The 23,317-nt window shown below is 71.8% G+C and carries 19 protein-coding genes; 6 read left to right on the top strand and 13 right to left on the bottom strand.

Features of this window, described 5'->3' with window-relative positions; translation table 11 throughout:
- The first annotated feature begins 295 nt into the window (after positions 1-295).
- Genes AB0K03_RS10920 through AB0K03_RS10910 form a run of 3 tightly spaced genes read left to right on the top strand, consistent with a single transcriptional unit; the run spans position 296 to position 3,020 of the window.
- Positions 296-823: a SigE family RNA polymerase sigma factor gene (locus tag AB0K03_RS10920; RefSeq protein ID WP_364682998.1), complete on the top strand. Its 528-nt coding sequence runs from the start codon at positions 296-298 to the stop codon at positions 821-823.
- Positions 820-1,980, top strand: a complete 1,161-nt coding sequence (locus tag AB0K03_RS10915) for a hypothetical protein (protein WP_364682996.1) — start codon at positions 820-822, stop codon at positions 1,978-1,980. The genes AB0K03_RS10920 and AB0K03_RS10915 overlap by 4 nt, the downstream gene beginning before the upstream one ends.
- Positions 1,981-2,000: 20 nt before the next feature.
- Entirely contained in the window at positions 2,001-3,020 is a 1,020-nt protein-coding gene (locus AB0K03_RS10910) for a lysylphosphatidylglycerol synthase transmembrane domain-containing protein (RefSeq protein WP_364682994.1), read from the top strand.
- Here AB0K03_RS10910 and AB0K03_RS10905 read toward each other — a convergent pair.
- From AB0K03_RS10905 to AB0K03_RS10890, 4 genes are all read right to left on the bottom strand, one after another.
- Positions 2,983-3,723, bottom strand: a complete 741-nt coding sequence (locus AB0K03_RS10905) for a tetratricopeptide repeat protein (RefSeq protein ID WP_364682992.1) — start codon at positions 3,721-3,723, stop codon at positions 2,983-2,985. The genes AB0K03_RS10910 and AB0K03_RS10905 overlap by 38 nt on opposite strands.
- 97 nt (positions 3,724-3,820) lie before the next feature.
- Positions 3,821-4,774 (bottom strand): cyclase family protein, encoded by a 954-nt coding sequence (locus AB0K03_RS10900; protein ID WP_364682991.1) that lies wholly within the window; start codon positions 4,772-4,774, stop codon positions 3,821-3,823.
- Between the two features lie 19 nt (positions 4,775-4,793).
- The gene (locus AB0K03_RS10895) at positions 4,794-5,381 is read right to left on the bottom strand and encodes a TMEM165/GDT1 family protein (RefSeq protein WP_364682989.1); all 588 of its coding nucleotides are present in this window, start codon (positions 5,379-5,381) and stop codon (positions 4,794-4,796) included.
- A 258-nt stretch (positions 5,382-5,639) separates the two neighbouring features.
- Positions 5,640-7,244 carry an alpha/beta hydrolase gene (locus AB0K03_RS10890; RefSeq protein WP_364682987.1) on the bottom strand — a complete coding sequence of 535 codons (1,605 nt, stop codon included), beginning with the start codon at positions 7,242-7,244 and terminating at the stop codon, positions 5,640-5,642.
- Positions 7,245-7,544: 300 nt separating this feature from the next.
- Between AB0K03_RS10890 and AB0K03_RS10885 the strand changes: the two genes are divergently transcribed.
- A complete protein-coding gene (locus AB0K03_RS10885) occupies positions 7,545-8,093 on the top strand; it encodes a hypothetical protein (RefSeq protein ID WP_364682985.1) in 549 nt (182 codons plus the stop codon).
- On the opposite strand, the gene AB0K03_RS10880 is transcribed toward AB0K03_RS10885, so the two are convergent.
- The 6 genes from AB0K03_RS10880 to AB0K03_RS10855 all read right to left on the bottom strand — a co-directional run bounded on the left by AB0K03_RS10880 (position 8,074) and on the right by AB0K03_RS10855 (position 14,614).
- Entirely contained in the window at positions 8,074-9,489 is a 1,416-nt protein-coding gene (locus AB0K03_RS10880; protein WP_364682983.1) for an APC family permease, read from the bottom strand. The genes AB0K03_RS10885 and AB0K03_RS10880 overlap by 20 nt on opposite strands.
- 122 nt (positions 9,490-9,611) lie before the next feature.
- Complete coding sequence (locus AB0K03_RS10875; RefSeq protein WP_364682982.1) at positions 9,612-10,601, bottom strand: zinc-dependent alcohol dehydrogenase family protein; 990 nt, start codon at positions 10,599-10,601, stop codon at positions 9,612-9,614.
- Positions 10,598-11,434, bottom strand: coding sequence for a carbohydrate ABC transporter permease (locus AB0K03_RS10870; protein WP_364682980.1), 837 nt, complete (start codon positions 11,432-11,434; stop codon positions 10,598-10,600). Before AB0K03_RS10870 ends, AB0K03_RS10875 begins: the two co-directional genes overlap by 4 nt.
- Entirely contained in the window at positions 11,431-12,363 is a 933-nt protein-coding gene (locus AB0K03_RS10865) for a sugar ABC transporter permease (RefSeq protein WP_364682978.1), read from the bottom strand. Before AB0K03_RS10865 ends, AB0K03_RS10870 begins: the two co-directional genes overlap by 4 nt.
- A gap of 58 nt (positions 12,364-12,421) precedes the next feature.
- Complete coding sequence (locus tag AB0K03_RS10860) at positions 12,422-13,783, bottom strand: sugar ABC transporter substrate-binding protein (protein WP_364682976.1); 1,362 nt, start codon at positions 13,781-13,783, stop codon at positions 12,422-12,424.
- 69 nt (positions 13,784-13,852) lie between these two features.
- Positions 13,853-14,614 carry a DeoR/GlpR family DNA-binding transcription regulator gene (locus AB0K03_RS10855; protein ID WP_364683075.1) on the bottom strand — a complete coding sequence of 254 codons (762 nt, stop codon included), beginning with the start codon at positions 14,612-14,614 and terminating at the stop codon, positions 13,853-13,855.
- Between the two features lie 378 nt (positions 14,615-14,992).
- Here AB0K03_RS10855 and AB0K03_RS10850 point away from each other — a divergent pair, with 378 nt between their 5' ends.
- Both AB0K03_RS10850 and AB0K03_RS10845 read left to right on the top strand, forming a co-directional pair.
- On the top strand, positions 14,993-17,254 hold the full coding sequence (locus AB0K03_RS10850; protein WP_364682974.1) for an EAL domain-containing protein: 2,262 nt from the start codon (positions 14,993-14,995) through the stop codon (positions 17,252-17,254).
- Between the two features lie 123 nt (positions 17,255-17,377).
- Positions 17,378-19,615: an MMPL family transporter gene (locus AB0K03_RS10845; protein WP_364682972.1), complete on the top strand. Its 2,238-nt coding sequence runs from the start codon at positions 17,378-17,380 to the stop codon at positions 19,613-19,615.
- Positions 19,616-19,720: 105 nt separating this feature from the next.
- Here the strand turns inward: AB0K03_RS10845 and AB0K03_RS10840 are convergent, their stop codons facing one another.
- From AB0K03_RS10840 to AB0K03_RS10830, 3 genes are read right to left on the bottom strand one after another with little or no spacing between them, the layout of a single operon-like run.
- On the bottom strand, positions 19,721-20,749 hold the full coding sequence (locus AB0K03_RS10840; protein ID WP_364682970.1) for a hypothetical protein: 1,029 nt from the start codon (positions 20,747-20,749) through the stop codon (positions 19,721-19,723).
- On the bottom strand, positions 20,746-21,711 hold the full coding sequence (locus AB0K03_RS10835; protein ID WP_364682968.1) for a hypothetical protein: 966 nt from the start codon (positions 21,709-21,711) through the stop codon (positions 20,746-20,748). Before AB0K03_RS10835 ends, AB0K03_RS10840 begins: the two co-directional genes overlap by 4 nt.
- On the bottom strand, positions 21,708-23,303 hold the full coding sequence (locus tag AB0K03_RS10830; RefSeq protein WP_364682967.1) for a hypothetical protein: 1,596 nt from the start codon (positions 23,301-23,303) through the stop codon (positions 21,708-21,710). Before AB0K03_RS10830 ends, AB0K03_RS10835 begins: the two co-directional genes overlap by 4 nt.
- Between the last annotated feature and the right edge of the window lie 14 nt (positions 23,304-23,317).

The raw sequence follows: 23,317 nt of genomic DNA, 5'->3' as shown, positions 1-23,317 counted from the left end.
GAAGCTGCGCGTACCGTCGATCCGGCCGTCGCCTATGAACAGATATCTCCCGTTCCGGGACACCCTGACCGTTCGGACAGTCATCGAATCAGCCGAAGGTGCTGTCACCCGGCGTCCGGCGGATCAGCGTCTACCCATGCGTACGCCGCGAGGGCCGGTACCGAAAACGGGGGGTACCGGCCCCCGCACCGATGTGGACGCACGGGAAGAAGTGGACGTGGTGAGCGCTGACGCGGTGATTGACCGGCCGCTGTACGCTCACGACTCTTTCCGCACGCCGATCGGAACACGGGGAATGCTCGACGCGCGCGACGCCGCTTATGCGACCTTCGTCCGTGAGCGCTCGCACGCCCTGCTCCGCTCCGCCTTTCTGCTCACCGGCGACCAGCATCTCGCCGAGGACCTCGTGCAGGAGGCTCTGGCGCGTACCCATCGGGCCTGGTCCCGGCTGGAGCGGCCGGACCACGCCGAGGCGTACGCCCGCAAGGTCATGTATCACGCCCAGGTCTCCTTCTGGCGGCGGCCGAAGGTGGCCGAGGCGCTGCCCGGCGAGAACCTCGAACGGCACGGCGGCGCCACCGACGATCCGGCCGACGCGGCGGTCCGCCGCGTCGCGCTGCGCCGGGCCCTGCTGTCGCTGAGCCCGAAGCAGCGCGCCGTGGTGGTGCTGCGCTACTTCGAGGACCACACCGAGGCCGAGGCCGCCCAGATGCTCGGCGTCTCGGTGAGCACCGTGAAGACACAGTGCTCGCGCGCGCTCGACCGGCTCCGCGGCCTCGTGCCGGAGCTGCGGTCCCTGGCCGACGCCGAGGGCTCGCGATGACCGCCGCCGGCCCGCTGCACGACTCGCTGAGCGACCTCGCCGACTCGGTCGTCCCGATCGACCTGTACGAAGGGTCGCTGCGACGCTCGCGGCGCATCGGCCGCCGGGAGGCCGCGGTCGGGACCGGCGCCGCCGTGGTCGCCCTCGGGCTGCTGGGCAGCGGGCTGTGGCAGTTGCCGCAGTCGTCGAATGACTCCTCCGCCCGCGGAGTCGCCGCCGCACCGCTGAGCCCGTCGCCGGGTGCGGCCGGCGCGCCCGACGCGGCCGCCGGATCCGTGCCGGTGCAGTCGCGTGAGCCGGGCCGTGCGACCTTCCGTCCGCACCGGACCCGGCCCGCGGCGCCGCCGTCGTCGAAGCCCCGGTCGACCTCGCTGTCCGCCCTGCCGGGACAGGTGTTCTACGAGGACGCCGGCACGCGGGGCGACCTCGTCCGCCTCACCCGCGCCGGCGAGCCGGAGACCGTCCTCTCCGCTCCGTTCTCCACGGTCGGCGTCTCCCCCGACGGCACCCGGGTCGCGTACGTCACCGAGGGTCAGGTCATGGTGGTGGGCACCGGCGGCGGCGAGCCGCAGCAGGTGTACGCGGGCACCGCCTCCGACCGGCAGGCGCCGGCCTGGTCCCCGGACGGCGACCGGCTGCTCATCGACACCACCGACCCCGGCGTGCTCGACGTGGCGACCGGGGCGCTCACCCCGCTGCCCAGCGGCCTCGACGGGCAGCACTTCCGGTGGTCCGGCGACGGCACCACGCTCGTGTACGCAACCACCTCGTGCGGGCTCGAGGTGGCCGGCGTGAACGCCCAGACCGGCACGCCGGTGCCGGCCACCGGGGACACCGGCGGCGCGGCGGCCTGCCGGCCGGTCAGCGTGGACACCACCGGCGACCTGGTGACCGTACGCACGGAGCAGGCCGGCGCCGCGGACACCGGCGCGCCCGCCGACGCGGTGCTGGACACCTCGACCGGCGAGGTCGTCGACCTGCCGGTGCCCGGCACGGTCATCGGGGCGGTCTTCGACGCGCAGGGCAACCTGCTGGTGCGCTCGGTGCAGCAGGGCGGGGCCCGGCTGTCCCTGTTCGACCCCGGCTTCACGCTGCTCCTGCAGGCGAAGGAACCCGCCGCGCTGAAGGACCTGGATCTGGTCGCGTACACCCGCTGAGGGTGCGACGATCACGGGTGATGCCCGAGACCGCCCCGCCCTGGTGGCGCCGCGGACCCGTCGTGGCCGCGGTGGTGGCGCTGATCCTGCTCACCGAGCTGCTGATCGGCTGGCGGGCGCTGGTCGACGCGGTCGTGCAGCTGCGGACGCCGTCCTGGAACTGGGTCGCCGGCGCCCTGGTCGCCGAGATCGCCTCCATGGGCAGCTACGCGCGCATGCAGCGGGCGCTGATGCACGGCGCCGGGACGAAGGTGAAGATGCGCCGGCATGTCGCGCTGGCGTACGCGGCGCACTCGCTGAGCGTGACCCTGCCCGGCGGCCCGGTCTTCTCCACCACGTTCAACTTCCAGCAGATGCGCCGCTTCGGGGCTTCCTCGGCGGTGGCGTCCTGGTGCATCGCGCTCAGCAGCGTGCTGTCGGCGGGCGCCCTGGTCGTGATCGGCGCGGTCTTCGGCATCCTGACGCGCAGCACGGGCAGCTGGCGGACGCTGGTGCTGTACATGGGCGGGGCGCTGGTGGTGGCGCTGGCCGTACGGTTCCTGGCGCAGCACCCGGAATGGCTGATCAACCCGGCGCGGGTCCTGCTCAGCCGCGTCAACCGGGTGCGGCGGCGGCCGGCCGACACCGGCCACGCCCGCCTGGTGGGCTTCGTCGACCAGTTGCGCTCGGTGCGGGTCCGGCCGGGGCATTTCGCGTACGCGTCGCTGCTGGCCGTCGCGAACTGGCTGCTCGACGCGCTGTGCCTGTGGATGTGCTGCATCGCCGTGGGCGCGCACGACATCCGGCCGACCCAGCTGGTGATCGCGTACTGCGCGGGGATGGCGGCGGCCAGCGTGCCCATCGTGCCCGGCGGCCTCGGCGTGGTCGACGGCGCGCTGGTGCTCGGCCTGGTGGCCGGCGGGCTGACGAGCAGCTCCGCGGTCGCCGCGGTGGTGCTCTACCGGCTGATCAGCTTCGGCTTCATCATCGGGATGGGCTGGCTGGTCTGGCTGGTCCTGCGGTCTAGGGCAGGTATTCCTCGGGACGCGCCGGCCCGCTAGCCGCGCTGTCCTTGCGCCCGAAGAGCTTCCAGCCGCGCTTCTTCTTCTCCGGCCCCTTCACGGCCTCGCCGTTCAGCACGGCGAGCCGGTGCTGGGCGACCGGGTTCTCGGGTTCCAGCGCCAGCGACTTGAGGAACGCCTGCCGGGCCTGGTCCGAGTGGCCGAGCGCGTCCAGGGCGACGCCGTGGGTGAAGTAGTAGTGCGCCTCGTTCGGGTCGAGGCCGACGGCGGTACGCGCGGCCTGCTCGGCGTCGGCGTACTGGCGGTCGGCGGCGAGCAGCGACCAGGCGACCCGGTCGTGCCACAGCGGGTTCTTCGGGTCGGCGATGACCGCCCGGTACGCCATCGTGACGGCCTCCTCGTGCCGTCCGAGCAGCGTGAGGGCCCGGCTCGCGATGGCCAGCGGCCGCGGGTCCTCGGCCGCGAGGTCGATGGCCCGGTTGGCCGCGTCGAGCGCCTTGTCGACCTCGTCGAGCACCAGCCGGATGCGGGCCATGAGGATCCAGCCGGCCGCGGCCCGCGGGTCGGCGGCCAGGATCGGCTCGAGGTGCCGCGCCGCGGCGGCCGGGTCCACCCGCTCGAACAGGGCGGCGGCGCGGGCCACGCCGATCTCCGTGGGGTTGCTCAGCCCCGGCTGCTTCTCCCCGTTCGCGTGCCGGCGAGCCCGGTCCGGGGCGACGCGCGCCGCGTCGACGTCGGTCATCGGAGCTGCCCGGCCCAGGAGAAGTCAAAGCTCACACGGGCATCATCGGCAGGTTCGGGGCTGTTCTGAGCCGCTTTGCGCGAAAACCACCCTCGGGTCACCCCTCCCCGGCGGGCAGCCACCCACCGGAGCGGCGGTGGTCGTGCGGCTCGATCGCCGGCACCGACGCGTACGCCCGGACCGGGAAGGTGCCGAAGCCGGAGACCCGGGGCGGTGCGGCGGTGAAGCGAGCACCGGTGGGCGGCAGGTCGCCCAGGTTGGTCAGGTGCTCGACGATCGGGATGCCGGCCGCGAGCAGCCGGGTGTGCGCGGGCCGGGCGCCGCCCGCCGCCGGGGAGGCGTCGTCGATGTTGACGGCGTCGATGCCGACGAGCGCCGCCCCGTGGTCCACCAGCCGGCGGGCGCCGGCCTCGGTGAGGAAGGGTGCGTCCTCCGCGTACGCCGGGGTGCCCCAGTGCGCGTCACCACCGGTGTGCAGGAGCACCGCGTGGCCCGCCACGGTCAGGTGCTCGAGGGCGTCCACGCCGACCCCGCGTACGCCCACGGCCCGGACCACCACCGCGGGGAGGTCGACGAGGCGTTCCAGCGGCAGGCCGGCCAGGTCCGTGCCGTCGGCGTACCGGTGGAACGGGCTGTCGAGGTAGGTGCCGGTGTTGCCGACCATGGAGATGCGGTCGATCGCGAATTCGGTGCCCTCCGCGTAGACGTCGCGGGACGCGTCCCGGGTCAGATGCGGCGTGATCTCCGGCGCCGGCAGCCCCGGATACGTGACCGTCCCGGCGCCGATCACGTGGCTGAGCTCGACGAACCGGGTCCGCGGCGCGGACGGCCCGCCGGGGGTGCCGAGGTGGGGCTCGGCGAAGACCCGGATGCCCGACAGCTCGACGCGGTCGACCATCAGCAGCCGGCAGGCCGTGACGAACAGCGACGCGAGCTCCGCCTCGGTGACGTCGGAGTGCGGGACGTCCACGCGGAATCCCTGGGTCTGCAGCCCGCCGCCGTTGCGGAACGTCACGACGGCGTCGAACTCGGCACGGTACTGCAGCGGCACGCCCGCCTCCTCAGGACGATCAGGTCAGCTCGATCAGCGCCTCGACGAGGAGCCAGATGCCGAAGATAGCGAAGAGCGCGGCCGCGCCGTACTTGATGATCTTCTCCGGGAGGTGCCGGCCCAGCAGACGGCCGACGAGGATCGCGAGCGCGTCGGCGGCGACCATGCCCACGGTCGAGCCGAGCCAGGTGCCGAACCAGCCGTACGTGGTGGCCAGCGTGATGGTCGCGAGCATGGTCTTGTCGCCCAGCTCGGCCAGGAAGAACGCGCCGCCGACCGCGAGGATGGCCGAGCCGGTGGAGCGCTCCGCCTTGCTCTTCTCGTCGTCGGTGAGCTTGTCGCCGCGCAGCGTCCACGCGCCGAAGGCCAGGAAGGCGAGGCCGGCGACCAGGGAGATCCAGCCGGTCGGCAGGGTGGCGCCGAGGCCGTACCCGATGCCCACGGAGACCAGGTGGACGACCGCGGTGGCCACGGTGATGCCGATGAGCACCGGCACCGGCTTGAACCGGGTGGCGAAGGTGAGCGCCATGAGCTGGGACTTGTCGCCCAGCTCGGCGACGAAGATGACGGCGAAGCTGACCGCCGTCGCGACGAGGAAACCGTCCATGGGGAAGTGCAACTCCCGGTGTGCTCGGACCGGGGCGCGGGCGCGGGGCGACCTCGACCCGGCCACGTGGAAATGGCCAAGTCGAAGGTCTCGCTCGCCCCGGCGGGACCGGGGCCGCGTGGCCGGATCGCCGGGACCGCACGGGCACCGGTGGATCAGCATGTCGACCACGACGTTGGGAGCTACTCCCCTTCGCGCCGGTCAGCCTACCCGGTAGGCGCGGCCTCCGGCACGCAAGGTGACGAAGGCCGCGTGATCTCACCGGGTGGAGACGAGCGCCTGAAGCTCCAGCCGGCCGAGCGAGCCCGACCGCTCCATCCGGGCGGCCCGGGCCGACGGGTCGGGCTGCGGCAGCGGCTCGCACCGCTTGTCGGAGGTGTTCGCCTTCACCCGCTTGGGCAGCTTGCCCGTGGCGAGGTACGCGGCGATCGTGTCGTCGACGCAGGCGTTGCCGAAGAGCGAGCCCGCGTGGGTCGTGCCGCCGACACCCTCCACCAGCACCGAGCGCGGGAACCGTTTGCGCACCTCGAGGCTGCCCGGGAACGGCGTCGCGGCGTCCAGCGTCTCGCTGATCAGCAGCACCGGCGGCGCCTTCGCACCGGTCACGGCGACCGGCTTGCCGGCCTTCGAGCCCCAGGTCAGGCAGGGCGCGTTGTACCAGGCGTTGCCCCACGTCTCGAACGGCGCAAGGGCGTGCACCCGCCAGTTGTCCGCGCGCCACTTCTGCCAGGACGCCGGCCACTGCACGTCCGTGCACTGCACCGCGAGGTAGACGGCGTACCCGTTGTCGGCGCCCTCCTCCTGCGGGCTGCCCTGGTCGTAGAGCGACTTCAGCGGCGCCGGGTCGCGGTCGTGCACCCAGGCGGCGAACGCGGAGGCCACCGCCTCCCAGCCGAACACGTAGTAGCCGGCCTGCAGGAACACGTCGCTCAGCTCGGCCGGACCGATCACCCCCGCGGCCGGCTTGGTGATCAGGCGCGCCTGCTCGCGGTAGAACAGCCGCTCGACGGCCTTGCCGGTGGAGCCGAGGCCGTACACGTCGTGGTGCCGCGCGAGCCAGCGGAAGTAGATCTTGATGTTGCGGTCGAACGCCACGTCCTGGTCGAGGTTGGCGTCGTACCAGACCCGGGACGGGTCCACGACCCCGTCGAGCACCATCCGGCGGACGCGCTCCGGGTGCAGGGTCGCGTAGACCTGACCGAGGTACGTCCCGTACGAGAAGCCGTAGAAGTTGATCTGCTCGGCGCGGAGCGCGATCCGCAGGGTCTCCATGTCGGCGACCGTGTCGGTGGTGCGCAGGTGGTCGAGGAGCGTGCCGCCCGCCCGGTCGCAGGCGGCGGCATAGCCCTTGGCCCGCTTGAGCCACGCCTTCTCGATCGCGGCGGAGGTCGGCACGTACGGCGGCCGGTCGTACCCGAGGTAGTCGCCGTCGCACGCGAGCGCGGGCTTGCTCTCCCCCACCCCGCGCGGGTCGAAGCCGATCCAGTCGTACGCGGCCCCGGCGTCGCCCGGCACGAACTCGCCGAGCACCGACAGGGTCAGACCCGAGCCGCCCGGACCGCCGGGGTTGACCAGCATGACGCCCTGGTACTTGCTGTCGGGCACGGTGTGCCGTACCCGCGACACCGCGAGCTTGATCTTCTTGCCGCCGGGGTGGGCGTGGTCGAGCGGCACGCTGAGGTACCCGCAGTCGGCGCCGCGGGCGCGCAGGCCGGGGCTCTCGCACGCGCCCCAGGCGATGGCGGCGTACCCGGCAGCACCGCGGTCGGGTGCCGCGCTGCGGCCGGACGGGGCGCCGGCGGCCGCGGCGGCGCCGCTCAGCACCAGACCGATCGTGGCGGCGGTCGCCAGAAGTCTTCTCATGCGTAGCCCTTCGTGTGGGATTCGCCCCATATGCTCCGGCGTGGAGCAACCGATGAGGGCCGTCCACGCCGGGGCGTTACCACGAAAGAGCCGGCGTCAGGCCCGGCGTACCCGCTGCGCGACCGCCGCGGTGAGCGGCTCACGGACGGCGGCGAGCCGGGCTGGGGTCAATTCGGGCGCCACCGCCCGGGCCGTGGCGGCCGTTCTGCTCGACGCGGCCACCGCCTGCGCTCGATAAAGCCCCCGACGCGCCATCCGATATGCACCGACTGAGCGCAATTGTGGTGCCACCATGCGGTGATGGACTCCTGGGCTCGCGCACCGCGCTGGCTGCATCCGCACATGGGAACGATCACGGTCGACGGCCGGGTGCCGCAGGCGTACATGGTGGCGCTGCAGCACGTGGTCGTGACGCTGGACGCCGATCCCGCCTGGGGACGCTGGTGGCGCGACTCCGGCGTACCGGAATGCGAGCTCGGCATCGTCGCCGAGGGCCATCTGGACCATCTGCGGCCGAGCGCCGACATCCGGAAGGTACGCGGCAAGGTCCGCGCCAACTTCACCTGCGCGGCCCCGGCCGGGGCGGGCCGCCGGCCGGCGGAGCTCTTCCCGCTCGCGGTCCGGGAGGTGACCGGCATGTTCGAGGTCATCCGCGAGGCCATCGGGCTGGGGGCGCTACCTCCCGTGCCGCCGCTGCCGGAGCTCCCCGAGCAGGCGCGCGACCCGGAGGTGACCTGCAAGCCGCTGCCGGCGGACCCGGGCGAGGTCGAGCAGCAGGGCTACCTGACGCTCACCCAGATCCAGGAGTTCTTCGGCGACGAGCAACCGGTCAACCGGCCAGCCGATTGACGCGTTCCGGCCGATGCGCCCCGGGCAGCCGGGGACGCGGTACCGGCACGGCCGGCGGGGTCACCACGACCGCCCGGCCGCCGAGCCCGATGCCGGCGTAGACCACCGGGCGAGACAGGCGCAGGACGATCGCGTACGCGACCCCGAGCACGAACGCGGCAGCCGACACGATCATCAGCTCCCGGAAGTGCTGGTACGCCAGATAGCTGAGCGCGCCGAACCCGACGGTCGCCACCCCGGGCGACACGAACCGGCGCAGGAACCCCTCCCCCTCCGGACGGCGGTTGAGGAAGAGCAATGTGGCCAGTGACGTCCCGGTCATCAGCAGGAGGACGCCGAGCCCGCCGCCGAGCGCCAGCCGCTGACCGAGCGGCACGACGGCCTGCAGACCGGTCAGCACGCCGCCCGCGATGACGAGCCCCGCCGTGAGGCTCTGGGTGAGCGACGCCGGGCGCACCCGCGACAGTCCCGCGGGCAGCACCCGCTCTCGGGCCAGCGCGACGATGTAGCGCACGACCGTGTGGTGCAGCGCCAGCATGGCGGCGAGCAGCCCGGTGACCAGCACGATCCGGCCGGCGGTGACGGCCGCCGGGACGAAGCGCGCGGCGGCCAGGTCGAAGACGAGCTCGGGCCCGCGGGCGGCGGCGCGGGCGGCGATCCGGTCCGGCCCGACGGCGACCGTCATCGCCCAGCTCGCGCCGGCGTACAGCAGGGTCAGCACGAGCACGGAGAGCGCGGCCGCCCGGCCGACCCGGCGCCTCGGACGGACCTCCTCGCCGTAGGCGGCCGTCGTCTCGAAGCCCACGAAGGCGAGCGCCCCGGCGACGAGCAGCAGGCCGAGCACCGGCCGGGAGACATCGAGGTACGCCGGATCCAGCGCCGCCGCGGTCAGCCGCCCGCCGGGCGGGTCGAGCAGGTTCGCGACGGCGTACCCGGAGATCACCGCGATCTCGGCGACCACCAGCACGGCCAGGACCCAGGCCGTGACCTCGATGCGGACGAGCCCGGAGACCGCCACCAGGGCCCAGCACGCGAGCGCCACCGTCCACCAGGGAGCGCGCACCAGGGGCGCCGCGGCCGCGCCGACCACGCCGTAGAGCCCGATCTGCAGAGCGTTGTACGACAGCAGCGCCAGCCATCCGGCCCCGACGCCGAACGGACGCCCGAGGCCGCGGGCGATGAAGCAGTACAGGGCGCCGGCATGCGGCAGGCGGCGGGCCATGCGGGCGTACCCGGGGATGCCGATGAGCAGCAGCAGGCCGAGGCCGGCGAAGAGCAGCGGGAGGGCGAGCGGGCCACCGCCGGCGTACGCGGCGGGCACGGCGACGGAGACGATCGTCAACGGGGTCGCCGTGGCGAGCGCGAAGAACACGAGCGGCGCGGGTCGCGGAGACATCGCTCCATTGATCCCGATCGCGGGCACCGCTGACAACGTCTTGTGACGATGAAATAACTAATAGTGAGAGGATTGGCACGAACACCGGCCGGCCCCCGCCCGGGCCGGCCGATGTCCGCGACTCAGGGCTCGATCAGGATCTTGCGGCCCACGCCGGCCCGGAACTGCTCCAGCGCCTCGGCGTACGACGCCAGCGGGAACCGGTGGCTGACGAACACCTCCGGATCGAGCAGCCCGGACGCCATGAGCTCGCCGGCGCGGTCGAAGCTGTGCAGCACGGCCATGGACCCGGTGATCGTGATCTCGCGGCGGTAGATCTCGTACGGCTCGATCTCCACCCGGGCGTCGTACGCGGAGACCCCGAACTGCAGGAACGTCCCGCCGCGACCGACCCGGCCGAACCCGTCCTTGATCGCGGCCGGCACGCCCGTGCAGTCGATGACCACGTCCCACCCGCGCGGGGCGTCGAACTCGTCGGCGCTGGTGGCCGCGGCGGAGCAGCCCAGCCGCTTCGCCGTCTCGAGCCGGGCCGGGTTGAGGTCCACGACGGACACCGACGCCGCGCCGGCCCGCTTGGCCAGCTCCAGCATCATCAGGCCCATCGTCCCCGAGCCGTAGATGAGGAACGTGTCGGCCATGTTCCGCGGCAGCACGTCGAAACCGCGGACCGCGCACGACAGCGGCTCGATCAGCGCCGCGTCCCTCGCCGACAGGTGGGCGGGCAGCTTGAACAGGTTCGCCATCGGGGCGAGGACGTACTCGGCCGCCCCGCCGCTCTTGGAGACGCCGATCGCGTTCCAGTTCTCGCACTGGTTGCCGCGGGCACGTTTGCAGTAGTAGCAGTGCCCGCAGTACAGCGACGGGTCGACCGCGACCTGGTCGCCGACCGCGTACCCGCTGACCTCCGCGCCCACTGCCACGATCTCCCCGGCGAACTCGTGCCCCGGGACGATCGGGAAGGCCGGCGCGAACTCGCCGTCCATGATGTGCAGGTCGGTGCCGCAGATCCCCACCGCGGCCGGGCGGACGACCACGTCGGTGGGGCCGGGCGCCGGGTCCGGCAGGTCCTGGATCTCGATCGTGCCCGGCGTGACCACCACGGCTGCCTTCACTTCACCGCTCCCATCGACAGACCACGGACCAGTTTGTTCTGCGCCAGCCAGCCGGCGATGAGCACCGGCAGCGAGAGCAGCGTCGCCGCGGCGCAGAGCCGGGCGAGGAACAGGCCCTCGGAGGAGATGAAGCCGACCAGGAAGATCGGCGAGGTGCCGGCGTTCGTCGCGGTGAGGTTCACCGCGAGGAAGAACTCGTTCCAGGCGAAGATGAAGCAGATCAGCGCCGTCGCCGCCAGGCCGGGCGAGACGATCGGCAGGATGATCTTCCGGATCGAGGTGAGCAGGCCGGCGCCGTCCACCTCGCCCGCCTCGAGCACCTCGCGCGGCACCTCCAGCAGGAACGAGCGCATCATCCAGACCGCGAGCGGCAGGTTCATCGACGTGTACAGGATGACCATCGTCCAGATGTTGTCGAGCATGCCGAGGTTCTTCACCAGCAGATACACCGGCAACAGCGCGGCGACCGCCGGCATCATCTTGGTGGAGATGAAGAAGAACAGCACGTCGGTCCACTTCGCGACCGGGCGCAGCGACAACGCGTACGCGGCCGGCGTGGCCAGCACGATCACGAGCAGCGTGGAGAAGACACTGGCCATGAGCGAGTTCAGCAGGAACGGCGTGATGTTGCGGTCGAAGACCGTGGCGTACTGGTCGAGCGTCGGCGTGAACACCCACGTCGGCGGGTTGCTGGCGGCGGCCTGCTCCTGCTTGAAGCTGGTCAGCACCATCCAGATCACCGGGAACACGAAGACGATCCCCGCGATCCAGGCCACGATCCCCCAGACCGAGCTGGCCAGCCGGCGCCTCGCGGGCGCGGCGAGCGTGGTCATCGGCTCTCCTCCATCCGGAACAGGCTCGAGATGACGCGCAGGGCGAACGTCGCCACGATGATCGTCAGGATCACCACGATCACGCCGGCGGCGGAGGCCTCGCCGTACTCGAACTTGCGGAACGTCGTCAGGTAGATCTCGTACGGCAGGTTCGTGGTCGCCGACCCGGGCCCGCCCTGGGTGATGCTGAAGACCGCGTCGAACGTGTTGACCAGGTAGATCGAGCCGAGCAGCGCGCCCAGCTCGAGGTACTGGCGCAGGTGCGGCAGCGTCATCCGGACGAAGATCTGCCAGGCGTTCGCGCCGTCGACCCGGGCGGCCTCGAGCACCTCCTCGCTCTGCGACTGCAGCCCGGCGAGCAGGATCAGCATCATGAACGGCGTCCACTGCCACACCAGCGTGGTGATGACCGCCGCCTTCGGGTACGACGAGATCCAGTCGGTGGAGCCGCCGAAGAGCCCGTTGATGAGGCCGTACGCCGGGTTGTAGATCGCGTGCTTCCACAGCAGCGCGGCGGCGATCGGCATGACCAGGAACGGCGTGATCAGCAGCGTGCGGACCACCGACCGGCCGACGAACTTTCGGTCCAGCAGGACCGCGAGCATCAGCCCGAGGATCATCGAGAAGATGACCGCGCCGGCGGTCAGCAGCACCGTGTTGAGCAGCGCGGACCGCAGCCGGCTGTCGGTCAGCACGGTGACGTAGTTGTCCAGGCCCACGAACGGGCGGTCGCCCGGGCGCAGCGCGTTCCAGTCCAGGGTGGACAGATAGATGGTGACCAGGAACGGCACCTGGGTCACGACGATGGCGAAGATCAGGGCGGGCAGCAGCGGCGCCCGGCGGACCCAGCGCTCCTTGGCGCTCCCGCCCTTGGCGGGCGCGACCGGGGCCTGCGGCTTCGGATCCGTCCGAGTGATGACATCGGTCATTGGTCGGCCTTCCGGTAGGCACGGGGGCGCCGCGCGAACGGCGGCGCCCCCGTGAGCGCTACTTGTAGTTCTTCGCCACGTCCTCGGCGAGCTTCTGACCGTCCGTGAGGGCCTTGTCGACCGTGCTGCTGCCGGCGATCGCGGCGCTGACCTCCTGCGACACCTTGGTGCCCAGGTCGGCGAACTCGGGGATGCCGACGAACTGCACACCCAGCGCCGGCCGCGGCTGCACGCCCGGGTTCTGCGGGTTGGCGTGCTCGATGGAGCCGAGGGTCACGTCCGCGAACGCCTTCGCCGACTCCTTGTACTCCGGGATCGAGTACGTCGAGGTGCGCTTGCCGGAGGGCACCCGGGACCAGCCGAGGTTCTTGCCGACGAGCTGCTCGTAGTCCTTGCTGGTGGCCCAGGAGATGAACTTCCAGGCGGCGTCGGCCTTCTTGGTGGTCTTGGGCATGGCCCACGCCCAGGTCCACAGCCAGCCGGAGTACTCGGTCTTGTTCACCGGGGCGTACGCGTAGCCGACCTTGCCGGCGACCTTGGAGGCCTTCGGGTCCTCGAGCGTGCCGGCGGCCGAGGTGGCGTCGTACCACATGGCGGCCTTGCCCTGGCCGAAGGTGTTCAGGCACTCGGTGAAGCCGGCCTGCGGGGCGCCGGACTCGCCGTACTTCTTGATCAGGTCGACGTAGAAGTTCGTGGCTTCCTTGAACTCGGGGGCGTTGACCTTCGGCGTCCAGTCCTTCTCGAACCAGGTGCCGCCGTACGTGTTCACCACGGTGGTCAGCGGGGCGAAGAGCTCACCCCAGCCCGGGAGGCCGCGCAGGCAGATGCCGGCCACGCCGTTCTTCTTGTCGTCCAGCTTGCTCGCGAAATCGGCGACCTGGGCCCAGGTCGGCTTCTCCGGCATCTTGAGGCCCTTGGCCTCGAACATCTCCTTGTTGTACATGAGGAACGACGACTCGCCGTAGAAGGGCGCCGCGTACATCTTGCCGTCGTCGCCGGTCAGCGACTGGACCATCGGCTTGATCAGGTCGGCGGAGTCGTAGTTCGCGTCGGCGCCGGCCTGCGTCGACAGCTCGTGCAGCCAGCCGTTCTTGGCCCAGATCGGGACCTCGTACGCGCCCACCGTCGCGACGTCGTACTGCCCGCCCTGGTTGGCGACGTCCTGCGTCACCTTGTCGCGCAGTTCGTTCTCCGGGAGGATCGTGAACTTCACCGTGATGCCGGTCTGCTTGGTGAAGTTGTCGGCGGTCAGCTTCTGGATGTCCTCCATCTGCGGGTTGCCGACCATCAGCGCGGTGATGGTGTTGTCCGAGGAATCGCCACCGCCGGTCGAGCCGGCGCCGGAGCAGCCGGAGAGCGCCAGCGCTCCCGCGGTCGCCCCCGCAATCAGTATCGAGAGTCTCTTACCTGGTTTCTGCACGACAGATCCTCCGTTTTAAGACATGCGTGAGCCGCGCCGATCAAGCGCTGATTGCGTTTTGTACCGAGGTCAGACCCGGATCACCTGAGGACCGAGTCGTGAATAGCGGTGCGCCTCGGACGCCGGTAAACCGGTGTCCGTGACCAGTGATTCGAAATCGGATACCTCGGCGAAACGGCAGAACGTCCGTACGCCGAATTTCGTGTGCAGGCCGACGAAAATGCGCCGGCGGGCGGCCCGTACCGCCTGCGCCTTCACGTCGGCGACGGCCGGGTCCGGGGTGGTCAGGCCGGCCTCCCGGGAGATGCCGTTCGCGCCGACGAACGCGAGGTCGATGACGAAGCCCGCCAGCATCGTGCTGGCCCAGTGGTCGACCGTGGCCAGCGTGCGCCCGCGGACCCGGCCGCCGAGCAGCAGCACGGTGACCGGGGTGTTGGTGGACAGCCAGGCCGCGGTGTTGAGCGAGGCGGTCACGACGGTCAGCGGACGGTCGGTGGGCAGCGCCTCGGCGATCAGCTGCGGCGTGAACCCCTCGTCGATGAAGATGGTCTCGGCGTCGCCCAGCAGACCGGCGGCCGCGGCGGCGATGCGCCTTTTCTCGGGGACCCCGCGGGTGGTGCGGATGGCGAGATCGGTCTCGAATTTCGCGGTCTCGACCGGATAGGCGCCGCCGTGCGTACGCCGCAGCAGTCCGTGCTTTTCCAGCAGCCGCAGGTCACGACGAATGGTTTCCGCGGAGACGGCCAGTTCGGCGGACAGTTTCGCGACGTCGACCTCACCTTGCCGCCGCGCCAGGGCGACGATCTGATGCTGCCGCTCCTCCGCATTCAATGCGCACCTCCGGCCACCGGTATCGGCAGGTGAGCGCTCCTGCCGTGGACCATTTGTAACACCGGGGAAACGTGTGGTCCCCATCACAAGCCACGGTGATTCGGTGGGTCTCTGACCGTTTACCTGTGGCCCGGGTCCGCGCAATATCATCTCACGAACGGACGAAAACGGACGAAGGTGGTGCCCGAATGGTCGAAAACGGTGCCCGCTTCGTGCCCGCCGGTGTGAGCTCGGTAGCCCGCGGTGTGTGGTTTCGGGCGTGAGATGGACCTCAGAGCCGCTCTCGGCGGGTTCTCCGGGCGCCGCGCCGGTGCCGCTTGACCAAAACGGTCACGGAAAACGCTCAGCTCCCCGGGCCCCGGACCGACAAACGGGGTCATGGGCATGCTCGCAACCCGGCAACTGACGGCGTTCCTCTCCGCGGTGGCCGACCGGCCGGACGGACCCGCGGCGCAGTACGCAGCCGTGGAATGCGCCGCGCGCGCCCTCGGCGCGGACATCGCCGTGCTGACCATCGACTCCGGCGTCGTCGCCTCCGTCGGGCTGCCCGCCGAGCACGTGCCCGTCGCCGCGCTGCAGGAGATCGCCGCCGGTCACCGCAGCAGCCTCGAGCTCAGCGAGACCTCGTACGAGGTCGCGTACGCACCCGTCGACGGTCCGGCGGCCGGACTGCTCGTGCTCGGCCGGGTCGAGGGCGCCTTCTCCGACGAGGAGGTGTGCCTGCTGCGCGGCATGGCCCGCGTCCTGGAACTCAGCCTGCAGGCCCTGCACCTCATGGCGGCCGAACGCCTGCAGGCCGAGGAGAACGGCCGGCTCGCGGAGACGCTGCACGAGCGGCAGCGGCTCTTCGACCACCTCACCCGCGTACAGCGGCTCATCGCCCGCCGGGCGCCGCTGCAGCACATCCTCGACTCCATCACCACTTCCGCCGCGGACCTGCTCGGCGTCGAGATGGCCTCGCTCAACCTGCTGGAACGCGACGACCCCTCGGTCGGCACGATGGTGTCCAGCGTCGGCTTCGCGCCCGACATCCTGCCCCGCATGCACCGGGTGCCGCTGCCGTCGGCCGGCGTCGCGGGGCTCGCGGTGATGGGTGACGAGCTCGTCATGGTCGAGGACTACGCGAACTCCCCGATCGCGATCCCCGAGGTCGTGCGCTCGCACATGAAGGCCGTCATGGCGGTGCCCGTGCACGAGAACGGCACCGTCATGGGCTGCCTCACCGTGGGGACGTACATCGCCCCGCGCGAGTGGGACAAGCCGGCGCAGGACATCCTGCACGCGTTCGCCGAGCACGTGAGCCTCGCGCTGACCGACGCGCAGACGCTCGAGGCGATGAACCAGGCGTTCCACGACTCGCTCACCGGGCTCGCCAGCCGGGCGCTGTTCATGACCCGGCTCGAACGGGCCTTCATCGCCGCGGCCGAGGCGCGCGCCGGGGTCGCCGTCCTCTTCGTCGACCTCGACCGTTTCAAGGTGGTCAACGACTCCCTCGGCCACGCGGCCGGCGACCAGCTGCTGGTCGGGGTGGCCGAACGGATCACCGCCTGCCTGCGCTCGGCCGACACCGCGGCGCGCCTGGGCGGCGACGAGTTCGCGGTGCTGCTGCCGATGGCGCACGGCGTGGACGAGGCCGTACCGGTGGCCGACCGGATCATCGAGGCCCTGCGCGAGCCGTTCGAGCTGGTCGGCAAGGAGACCTTCGTCAGCTGCAGCATCGGGGTCGCGTACCAGCCGGCCGCCGGGGTGGAGGACGCGCAGGAGCTGATGGTGCAGGCGGACCTCGCCATGTACCAGGCCAAGAAGCACGGCAAGGACCGCGTGGAGGTCTTCGAGCCGGCGATGCAGGTGTCCTTCCAGGCCGGGCTGCAGCTCGAGGCGGACCTGCGGCGCGCCGTCGTACGTCACGAGTTCCAGCTGCGCTACCAGCCGATCGTGCACCTGCGTACCGGCGAGATCATCGGCCTGGAGGCGCTGGTCCGCTGGCAGCACCCCGAGCGCGGCATCATCCCGCCGCTCGACTTCATCCCGCTCGCCGAGGAGACCGGGATGATCGTGCCCATCGGCGAATGGGTGCTGCGCGAGGCCTGCCGCCAGGTCGCCGTCTGGAACACCCGCCGCGGCGACCGCCGCCCGCTGAGCGTCAGCGTCAACATGTCCGCGGTCCAGCTCGACCAGCCCGACCTGCCGGCGATGGTCGCGTCGGCGCTCGAGAACAGCGGCCTGCCGGCGAGCTGCCTCGTCGTCGAGCTCACCGAGTCGCTGCTCGTCGACCACCGCCCGTCGACGCTGCGCCAGCTCGAGCAGATCAAGGAGCTGGGGGTCCGGCTCGCCATCGACGACTTCGGCACCGGCTACTCGTCGCTGGCGTACCTGCGCCGGTTCCCGGTCGACATCATCAAGATCGACAAGAGCTTCGTGGACGACGTCGGCGACGAACCGGCCGCCGCGGCGCTCACCCTCGGCATCATCCAGCTCGGCCAGGCCCTGAGCCTGTCCACCGTCGCCGAGGGCATCGAGGACGCCGGCCAGCTCAGCGAGCTGACGGACGGCAACTGCGAGCTCGGGCAGGGCTACTACTTCGCGGAACCCCTGACCGAGACGGCCATGGACGACCTGCTCTTCGGCGACCGCGCCTAGGGGTTGCCCTGAGAAGACCCTCGGCCCGATTGGGGGTGCAGCGCGGGTCCGACCCGGATGTTCCCAGCTCCCGCCCTGCCTAGGTTCAGGTGCGACACAGCATCGAGCAGGGGGGATCCAGCGATGGGCGGGCGACCGGTCACAGTACGGCTGGCGCGGTGGAGCGCCGAGCATCCGTGGCGAGCGGTGGCGTTGTGGGTGGTGTTCGTGGCCGTCTGCTTCGCCGGGGGCAATGCCGCGGGGCTGCAGGAGGCCACCGCGAAGGACATGTCCGTCGGCGAGTCCGGACGGGCCGGCGTCATGATCGAGGAAGGCCGGTTCGCGGACGAGCCGGCCGTCGACAACGTCCTGATCACCGCCAGGTCGGGCGCCCTCGACAAGAAGGTGGCCGGGGACGCCGCGAAGGCCGCGGCCGACCGGCTGCGGACCGTGCCGGGGGTGGCGAAGGTCGGCGAGGCGATCCCGGCGACCGACGGCTCGGCGCTGCTGGTGCCGATCACCATGGGCGGCGACCCGGAGACCGCGTCCGACCGGGTGGAGCCGCTGCGCGCGGCGACCGCCCAGGTGCAGTCGCAGTACCCCGCGCTGCGCGTCGAGGAGGTCGGCGGCCCGTCGATCAACAAGGCGCTCGACGACACGCTGGGCAAGGACTTCCAGCGGGCGGAGCTGCTGAGCCTGCCGGTGACGCTGGCGATCCTCGTCATCGCGTTCGGCGCGCTCATCGCCGCCGGCATCCCGGTGCTGCTGGCGCTGTCCTCGGTGGCCGCCGCGATCGGCTTGTCCACCGTGGCGTCGCATCTGATCCCGGCCAACGACTCCACCTCCAGCGTCATCCTGCTCATCGGCATGGCGGTGGGGATCGACTACTCGCTGTTCTACGTACGCCGGGAGCGGGAGGAACGGGCCCGGGGGCGCGGCCACGTCGACGCCGTCGAGCTCGCCGCCGAGACGTCCGGGCACGCCGTGGTGGTCTCCGGCACGGCGGTCGTCATCGCCATGGCGGGGCTGTTCCTGGCCAACGACGCCATCTTCTCCTCGCTGGCGGTCGGCTCGATCCTCGTGGTCGCCGTCGCGGTGATCGGCTCGCTGACCGTGCTACCGGCCGTGCTCGCCAAGCTGGGCCGCTGGGTGGACCGGCCGCGGGTGCCGCTGCTGTGGCGCCTGGCCGCGCGGCGTACCACCGCGGACGGTCAGGTGCAGCCCAGCCGCTTCTGGTCGGTCGTGCTGCGCCCGGCGCTGCGCCGGCCGCTGCCGACCCTGCTGGTCAGCGTCGGCCTGCTGCTCGCCCTCGCGGCGCCCGCGCTGGGGATGCAGCTCAAGTTCCCGGGTACGGAGGACCTGCCCCGCACCACCCCGGCCATGCAGGCGTACGACCGGCTGACGGCCGCGTACCCGAGCAACGGCACCACCCACGTCGTGGCCGTGCAGGCCCCGGCCGACCGGGCGCCCGCGGTCAAGGCGGCGCTGACCCGGCTGGCCGAGAGCACCGAGGGCGACCGGCTGTTCGCCGCCGCCGAGCAGACCGGGCCGGACATCGAGGTCTCCCCGGACCGGCGGGTCACCGTGCTGTCGCTGGCCACCCCGTTCACGTCCCGCAGCGACGAGGCGGTGCAGTCGCTGCACCGGCTGCGTGCGGACCTGGTGCCGGCCGCGCTGGGCGGGCTCAGCGGCGCCTCGTACGCGGTCGGCGGCGGCGTGGCCGACAGCGAGGACTACGCCACGCACATCTGGCACAAGCTCCCGATCGTCGTCGGGTTCGTGCTGCTGCTGACGTTCCTGGTGATGGCATGGACGTTCCGTTCGGTGGTCGTGGCGCTCACCTCGATCCTGCTGAACCTGCTCTCGGCGGGTGCGGCGTACGGCCTGCTCGTGCTGGTCTTCCAGAACACCTGGGCGGAGGGCGCGCTGGGCTTCACGTCGATGGGCGCCATCGTCACCTGGCTGCCGCTGTTCCTGTTCGTCGTCCTGTTCGGCCTGTCGATGGACTATCACGTGTTCGTGGTGAGCCGGATCCGCGAGGCGGTGCTGCGCGGCGTACCGAACCGCGAGGCCGTGGCCGAGGGCATCACCGGCTCGGCAGGGGTGGTCACCAGCGCCGCCATCGTGATGGTCGCGGTCTTCTCGATCTTCGCGACACTGTCCACGATCGACATGAAGCAGCTGGGGGTGGGCCTGGCGGCCGCGATCCTGCTGGACGCCACGCTGATCCGCGCGGTCGTGCTGCCGGCGCTGATGACGCTGCTGGGCGACGCGAACTGGTGGACCCCGCGCCTGCTGCGGGGACGCGGCCGGCACGCCGCGCCGGGCACGGTCGTCACGCCGCGCACCGAGCAGGCCCGGGAGCTGGTGGACGTCGGCTGATCCGGCGGGGGTGCGGGAGGCCGGGGGTGGACGTGGCGGCGTTCACCCCCGGCCTCGTTCTGCGCCCGCCGGGCGGAAACCCATGAAAAATTTCAGGAGCGTCAATTACACCGACGGTTTGGCAGCGACCCTACAGCAGGCACCCGGCTCTGTGGAGTGATCCGATGCGGTGACGATGTCGCGCAATGTCACACCCTCGGCCCGCTCCACGACGACCGGCGACCACGAGTCGCCGGTGCCGGTCCCGCGCAGGGTGCAGTCGCGGATGGTGGTGTCGCGGTAGCGCAGGACGCTGACCAGGCCATCCACCTCGCTGCGGCCCCAGCCCGCGACGCGGACCGCGTACCTGGGGCCACGCCAGCGCACGCAGACGCCGGAGATGTCGATGGCCGCGCCGACCGCGTCCGACGTCACGAAACGGTCGGTGTTGTCGCCCGGGAGGAGGCGGAAGCCCATCTCCACGTCGCGCAGGCAGGCGCCCTCGACCCGTACGTCGTGCACCGAGCTGAGGTAAAAGCCCTCGATCGCGTCGCTGACCCGCAGGTCGGTGACGGTGAGCCGGTGCGGGTGGTACGTCGGACCCTCGATCGTGGACACGTCCGCACCCACGGCGCCCCAGTGCACTGCGACGCCGGTGTAGCCACCGCGGATCGTCACGTCGTGCACGGAGATGTCGCGTACGGCGCCCATGAGCGCGATGCAGTTGGCGTGCTTCTCCCCGGCACGCTCGACGTGCACGCGCCGGATGTCCACGCCGCCGATCCACTCCGGAGTCGCCGGGTAGAGGTAGTCGCCGACGGTGATCGCCGTGCCGCGGTCGCCGCCGTGCTCACCCGGGTCGGCCGGCGGCGGGCGCAGGCCCAGGTCGCTCACGGACACGTCGGAGCCCACGATGTGCAGCACCGGGTGGCCGGTGCTGCCGGTCGACTCCAGCCAGGTGCCGGGGGGACCGCCGTTGGCGCCCGCCACCTCCGAACCGCGCACGGTCCAGCCGGCGGGAACGCGCAGGCCGTCGGCGACGACGTGCGTGCCGGGCGGCAACTCCAGCTTTCCGGCCGGAACCGTGTCCAGCACCTCCTGCAGCCGGCGGCGGTTGCGGCCCGGGTCGGCGCCGAGCACCGGTCGGTGGATCATCGGCGCGGCGCCACGACGCGGCAGGACAGCCCCCGGTCGGCCGGGTCCAGGCCGACCAGGACCGGCCCCTCGGCCGGGCCGGTGCGGCGCAGCTCAAGGCCGCCGGCATCGCGGCCCACGACCTCCAGCCCCACGGGTACGCCGGTCAGCAGGTCGACGGCCAGCACCCCGCCGCGGACGTCGGGGCGGGACTTGTGCACCTCGGCCACCACCCGCGTCCCGGCGCGGCGGGCGGCCCGGAGCACCTTGAAACCGGCGCGCGCGGGCTTGCGGCGGGTCCACCTGTTCGACGGGGACCGGGGCAGCGGCGGTGCGGGTGTCACCGGGGTCAGGTCGAGGCGGAACCGCTCGGACGCGTCGAGGGGCACGACGGCGAGGTCGCAGCCCGTGGACGGGGTGTCGGCCGGTGCTGCGGTTGTGGATTGCTGTGCCCGTACCGAAATCTTGTCTATCCGCACGCCGAGCGCGGAACGCGCGGAATAGCGGCCGTCGGCCCACGCGGGTCGCGGGGGTTCGGCGAGCTCGACCATCAGCAGGCCGTCGCCTTCGAGCTCGGCCGCGGTCAGGTCGAACTCGAGCGTGAGTTTCGCGCCGCCCGCGCGCCGCAGTCCCTGCCGCCGGGCCAGCACGGCCGCGCCGCGCAGCCGGCCCTGCGCGCGCAGCAGCACGACCCGGGGCAGCTCGGGGGCGAGCCGCGACGGCCGCACCCGGTCGGACCACCAGCGGGTACCGACCTCGTCGAGGTGGATCTGCACGGCGACCCGGGTGGCCGCGCCGGGGCTGCTGACCTTGAGCCCGACCGCGCCGTGGTCGCCGGTCACCCGGCCGACGATGCCCTGCCCGCGCACCACCTGGTCGACGATGCCCAGGCCCGGGTCGTGACCGCTGGTGACCTCGATCGGCAGACCCTCGATGACGTGCTGCGGCTCGTCGTAGTCGGTGCCGAACCAGGCGCCGATCATGCGCCGGTCCCGAGGGTCCGGAAGTCGGTGCGGGTCAGCATCGGCTCCCTGCGCGACCACATGCGCTCGACCGACGCGAAGAGCGGGTCGGCGTCGGCCTCGATGTGCCGGAAGGTCGCCCGCATGGTCTTGAGCAGCGTGTCGGCCGGCCAGACCTCCCACTGCGGCACGAGCGGGGTGACCACGTCGGTGCCGCTGCGGTAGAGCCACAGCCACAGCCGGGCCCGCCGTACCTGCTCCTCGCTCACCAGGTCGACGCCGTCGCGGATCGCGGCGATGCTCTGCTCGAGGGTCTTCCAGTACGCGTCCTGGTCCTCGACGACCGTGGACAGCCCGCACGAGCTCCACTCCGACCAGCCGGCCTGGATGACCGGGATGCCGTACGCCGGCAGCTCGTTGCTGACGCTGCCCCGGACGGTGACGCCGAGGTCGGTGAGGCTCCACAGCGCGTTCTTGCTCAGCGTGGCGCTCGGCCGGAACGCCATGTGCTTGACGCGCTTGTACGTCGCGGCGACCGAGTCGAAGAAGCCGGTCGAGTCGTAGAGGGCCTGGCTGGGGTGGTCCAGGAAGAGCCACTGCGCGTCGGTGTTCTCGGCCGCGTGCGCGGCCGTGTCGGCGAACCAGTCCGCGAGGCTCGGGAACAGCTCGCGGTTGGTGCCGAGCGCGTCCGACACCGCGTGATTGAAGACCGTGACCACGGGCCGGGCCGGGTCGAAGCCCAGCCGGTCGACGACGTGGGTGCGCAGCCGCGCCCGCTCGGCCGGGTTGTTGAGGTCGACGGACGCGGTGACGCCGCCGCGCCACCAGCTCGGCCGGCCGAGGTTGACCTTGGCCCGCCAGGCGACCAGCTCGGCGCTGGGCCGGAGCTTGTCGTTCCGGGGCCAGATCTGCGTCTCGAAGACGTCGCCGATCTGCCGGGTGAGCTCCTCGCGGAACGTGCCGGTGCCGGTGTCGGTCTCCGGGTAGAGGCCGTACGCCTTGAGGCAGCCGGTCTGCTGGGTGTGGATGATCGGGATCCGCGCGCGCCGGGCCGACTCGACGGCCAGCCCCCACTGGTCGTAGTCGACGTGGCTGGTGACCAGCGCGACGACGTTGCGCCGCATCAGCTCCTCGTAGAAGTCGGCGAGCCGGGTCGCGTACGTGTGCCGCAGCTTGTAGTCCGGCCGCGCCTGGTAGCCGTCGGGCAGCCGCGGCACCTTGGCCAGCCGGCAGTACGTGGCGTCGGTGTAGGCCAGGATCGTCTCGTCCGCCCGGGCCGGCGTGGCCGACTGCCGGACCCGGTCCCACACGTCGATGACCTCGGAGGCGGCGAACGCCTCGGACACCTTGCGGACCACCCCGACGTCGAAGCCCTTCCACAGCGTGCGCATCCAGGCGTCCTCGACGCCGGTGAGCACCACCATCCGCGCCGGGTGCAGCTTGCGGATGGCGTTGGCGAACGCCAGGTTGCGCAGGTTCACGCGGATGTCCTGGTGGAAGGCCTCCACCACGACGACCGCGTCGTCAGCGGGGTGCGGGAGGTTCTTCTCCCAGTAGACCGCCGCCGACTCCAGGAACCACTGGAGCTCCTTGCTGTTCGCGTTCAGCCACACCGTCTTGTTCCGTG

Origin of the sequence: Actinoplanes sp. NPDC049316, from assembly GCF_040677315.1 — a bacterium.
Lineage (GTDB): Bacteria > Actinomycetota > Actinomycetes > Mycobacteriales > Micromonosporaceae > Actinoplanes.
Note: the sequence above shows the minus strand (reverse complement) of the source record. Positions and strands in the feature narration are given on the sequence as shown.

Bases quoted from the DNA above. Each gene is read 5' to 3' on its own strand.
- AB0K03_RS10910 (WP_364682994.1), top strand. From the start codon at position 2,001: ATGCCCGAGACCGCCCCGCCCTGGTGGCGCCGCGGACCCGTCGTGGCC.
- AB0K03_RS10865 (WP_364682978.1), bottom strand. From the start codon at position 12,363: ATGACCGATGTCATCACTCGGACGGATCCGAAGCCGCAGGCCCCGGTC.
- AB0K03_RS10870 (WP_364682980.1), bottom strand. From the start codon at position 11,434: ATGACCACGCTCGCCGCGCCCGCGAGGCGCCGGCTGGCCAGCTCGGTC.
- AB0K03_RS10885 (WP_364682985.1), top strand. From the start codon at position 7,545: ATGGACTCCTGGGCTCGCGCACCGCGCTGGCTGCATCCGCACATGGGA.
- AB0K03_RS10920 (WP_364682998.1), top strand. From the start codon at position 296: ATGCTCGACGCGCGCGACGCCGCTTATGCGACCTTCGTCCGTGAGCGC.
- AB0K03_RS10845 (WP_364682972.1), top strand. From the start codon at position 17,378: ATGGGCGGGCGACCGGTCACAGTACGGCTGGCGCGGTGGAGCGCCGAG.
- AB0K03_RS10880 (WP_364682983.1), bottom strand. From the start codon at position 9,489: ATGTCTCCGCGACCCGCGCCGCTCGTGTTCTTCGCGCTCGCCACGGCG.
- AB0K03_RS10850 (WP_364682974.1), top strand. From the start codon at position 14,993: ATGGGCATGCTCGCAACCCGGCAACTGACGGCGTTCCTCTCCGCGGTG.
- AB0K03_RS10895 (WP_364682989.1), bottom strand. From the start codon at position 5,381: ATGGACGGTTTCCTCGTCGCGACGGCGGTCAGCTTCGCCGTCATCTTC.
- AB0K03_RS10915 (WP_364682996.1), top strand. From the start codon at position 820: ATGACCGCCGCCGGCCCGCTGCACGACTCGCTGAGCGACCTCGCCGAC.
- AB0K03_RS10840 (WP_364682970.1), bottom strand. From the start codon at position 20,749: ATGATCCACCGACCGGTGCTCGGCGCCGACCCGGGCCGCAACCGCCGC.
- AB0K03_RS10890 (WP_364682987.1), bottom strand. From the start codon at position 7,244: ATGAGAAGACTTCTGGCGACCGCCGCCACGATCGGTCTGGTGCTGAGC.
- AB0K03_RS10835 (WP_364682968.1), bottom strand. From the start codon at position 21,711: ATGATCGGCGCCTGGTTCGGCACCGACTACGACGAGCCGCAGCACGTC.
- AB0K03_RS10905 (WP_364682992.1), bottom strand. From the start codon at position 3,723: ATGACCGACGTCGACGCGGCGCGCGTCGCCCCGGACCGGGCTCGCCGG.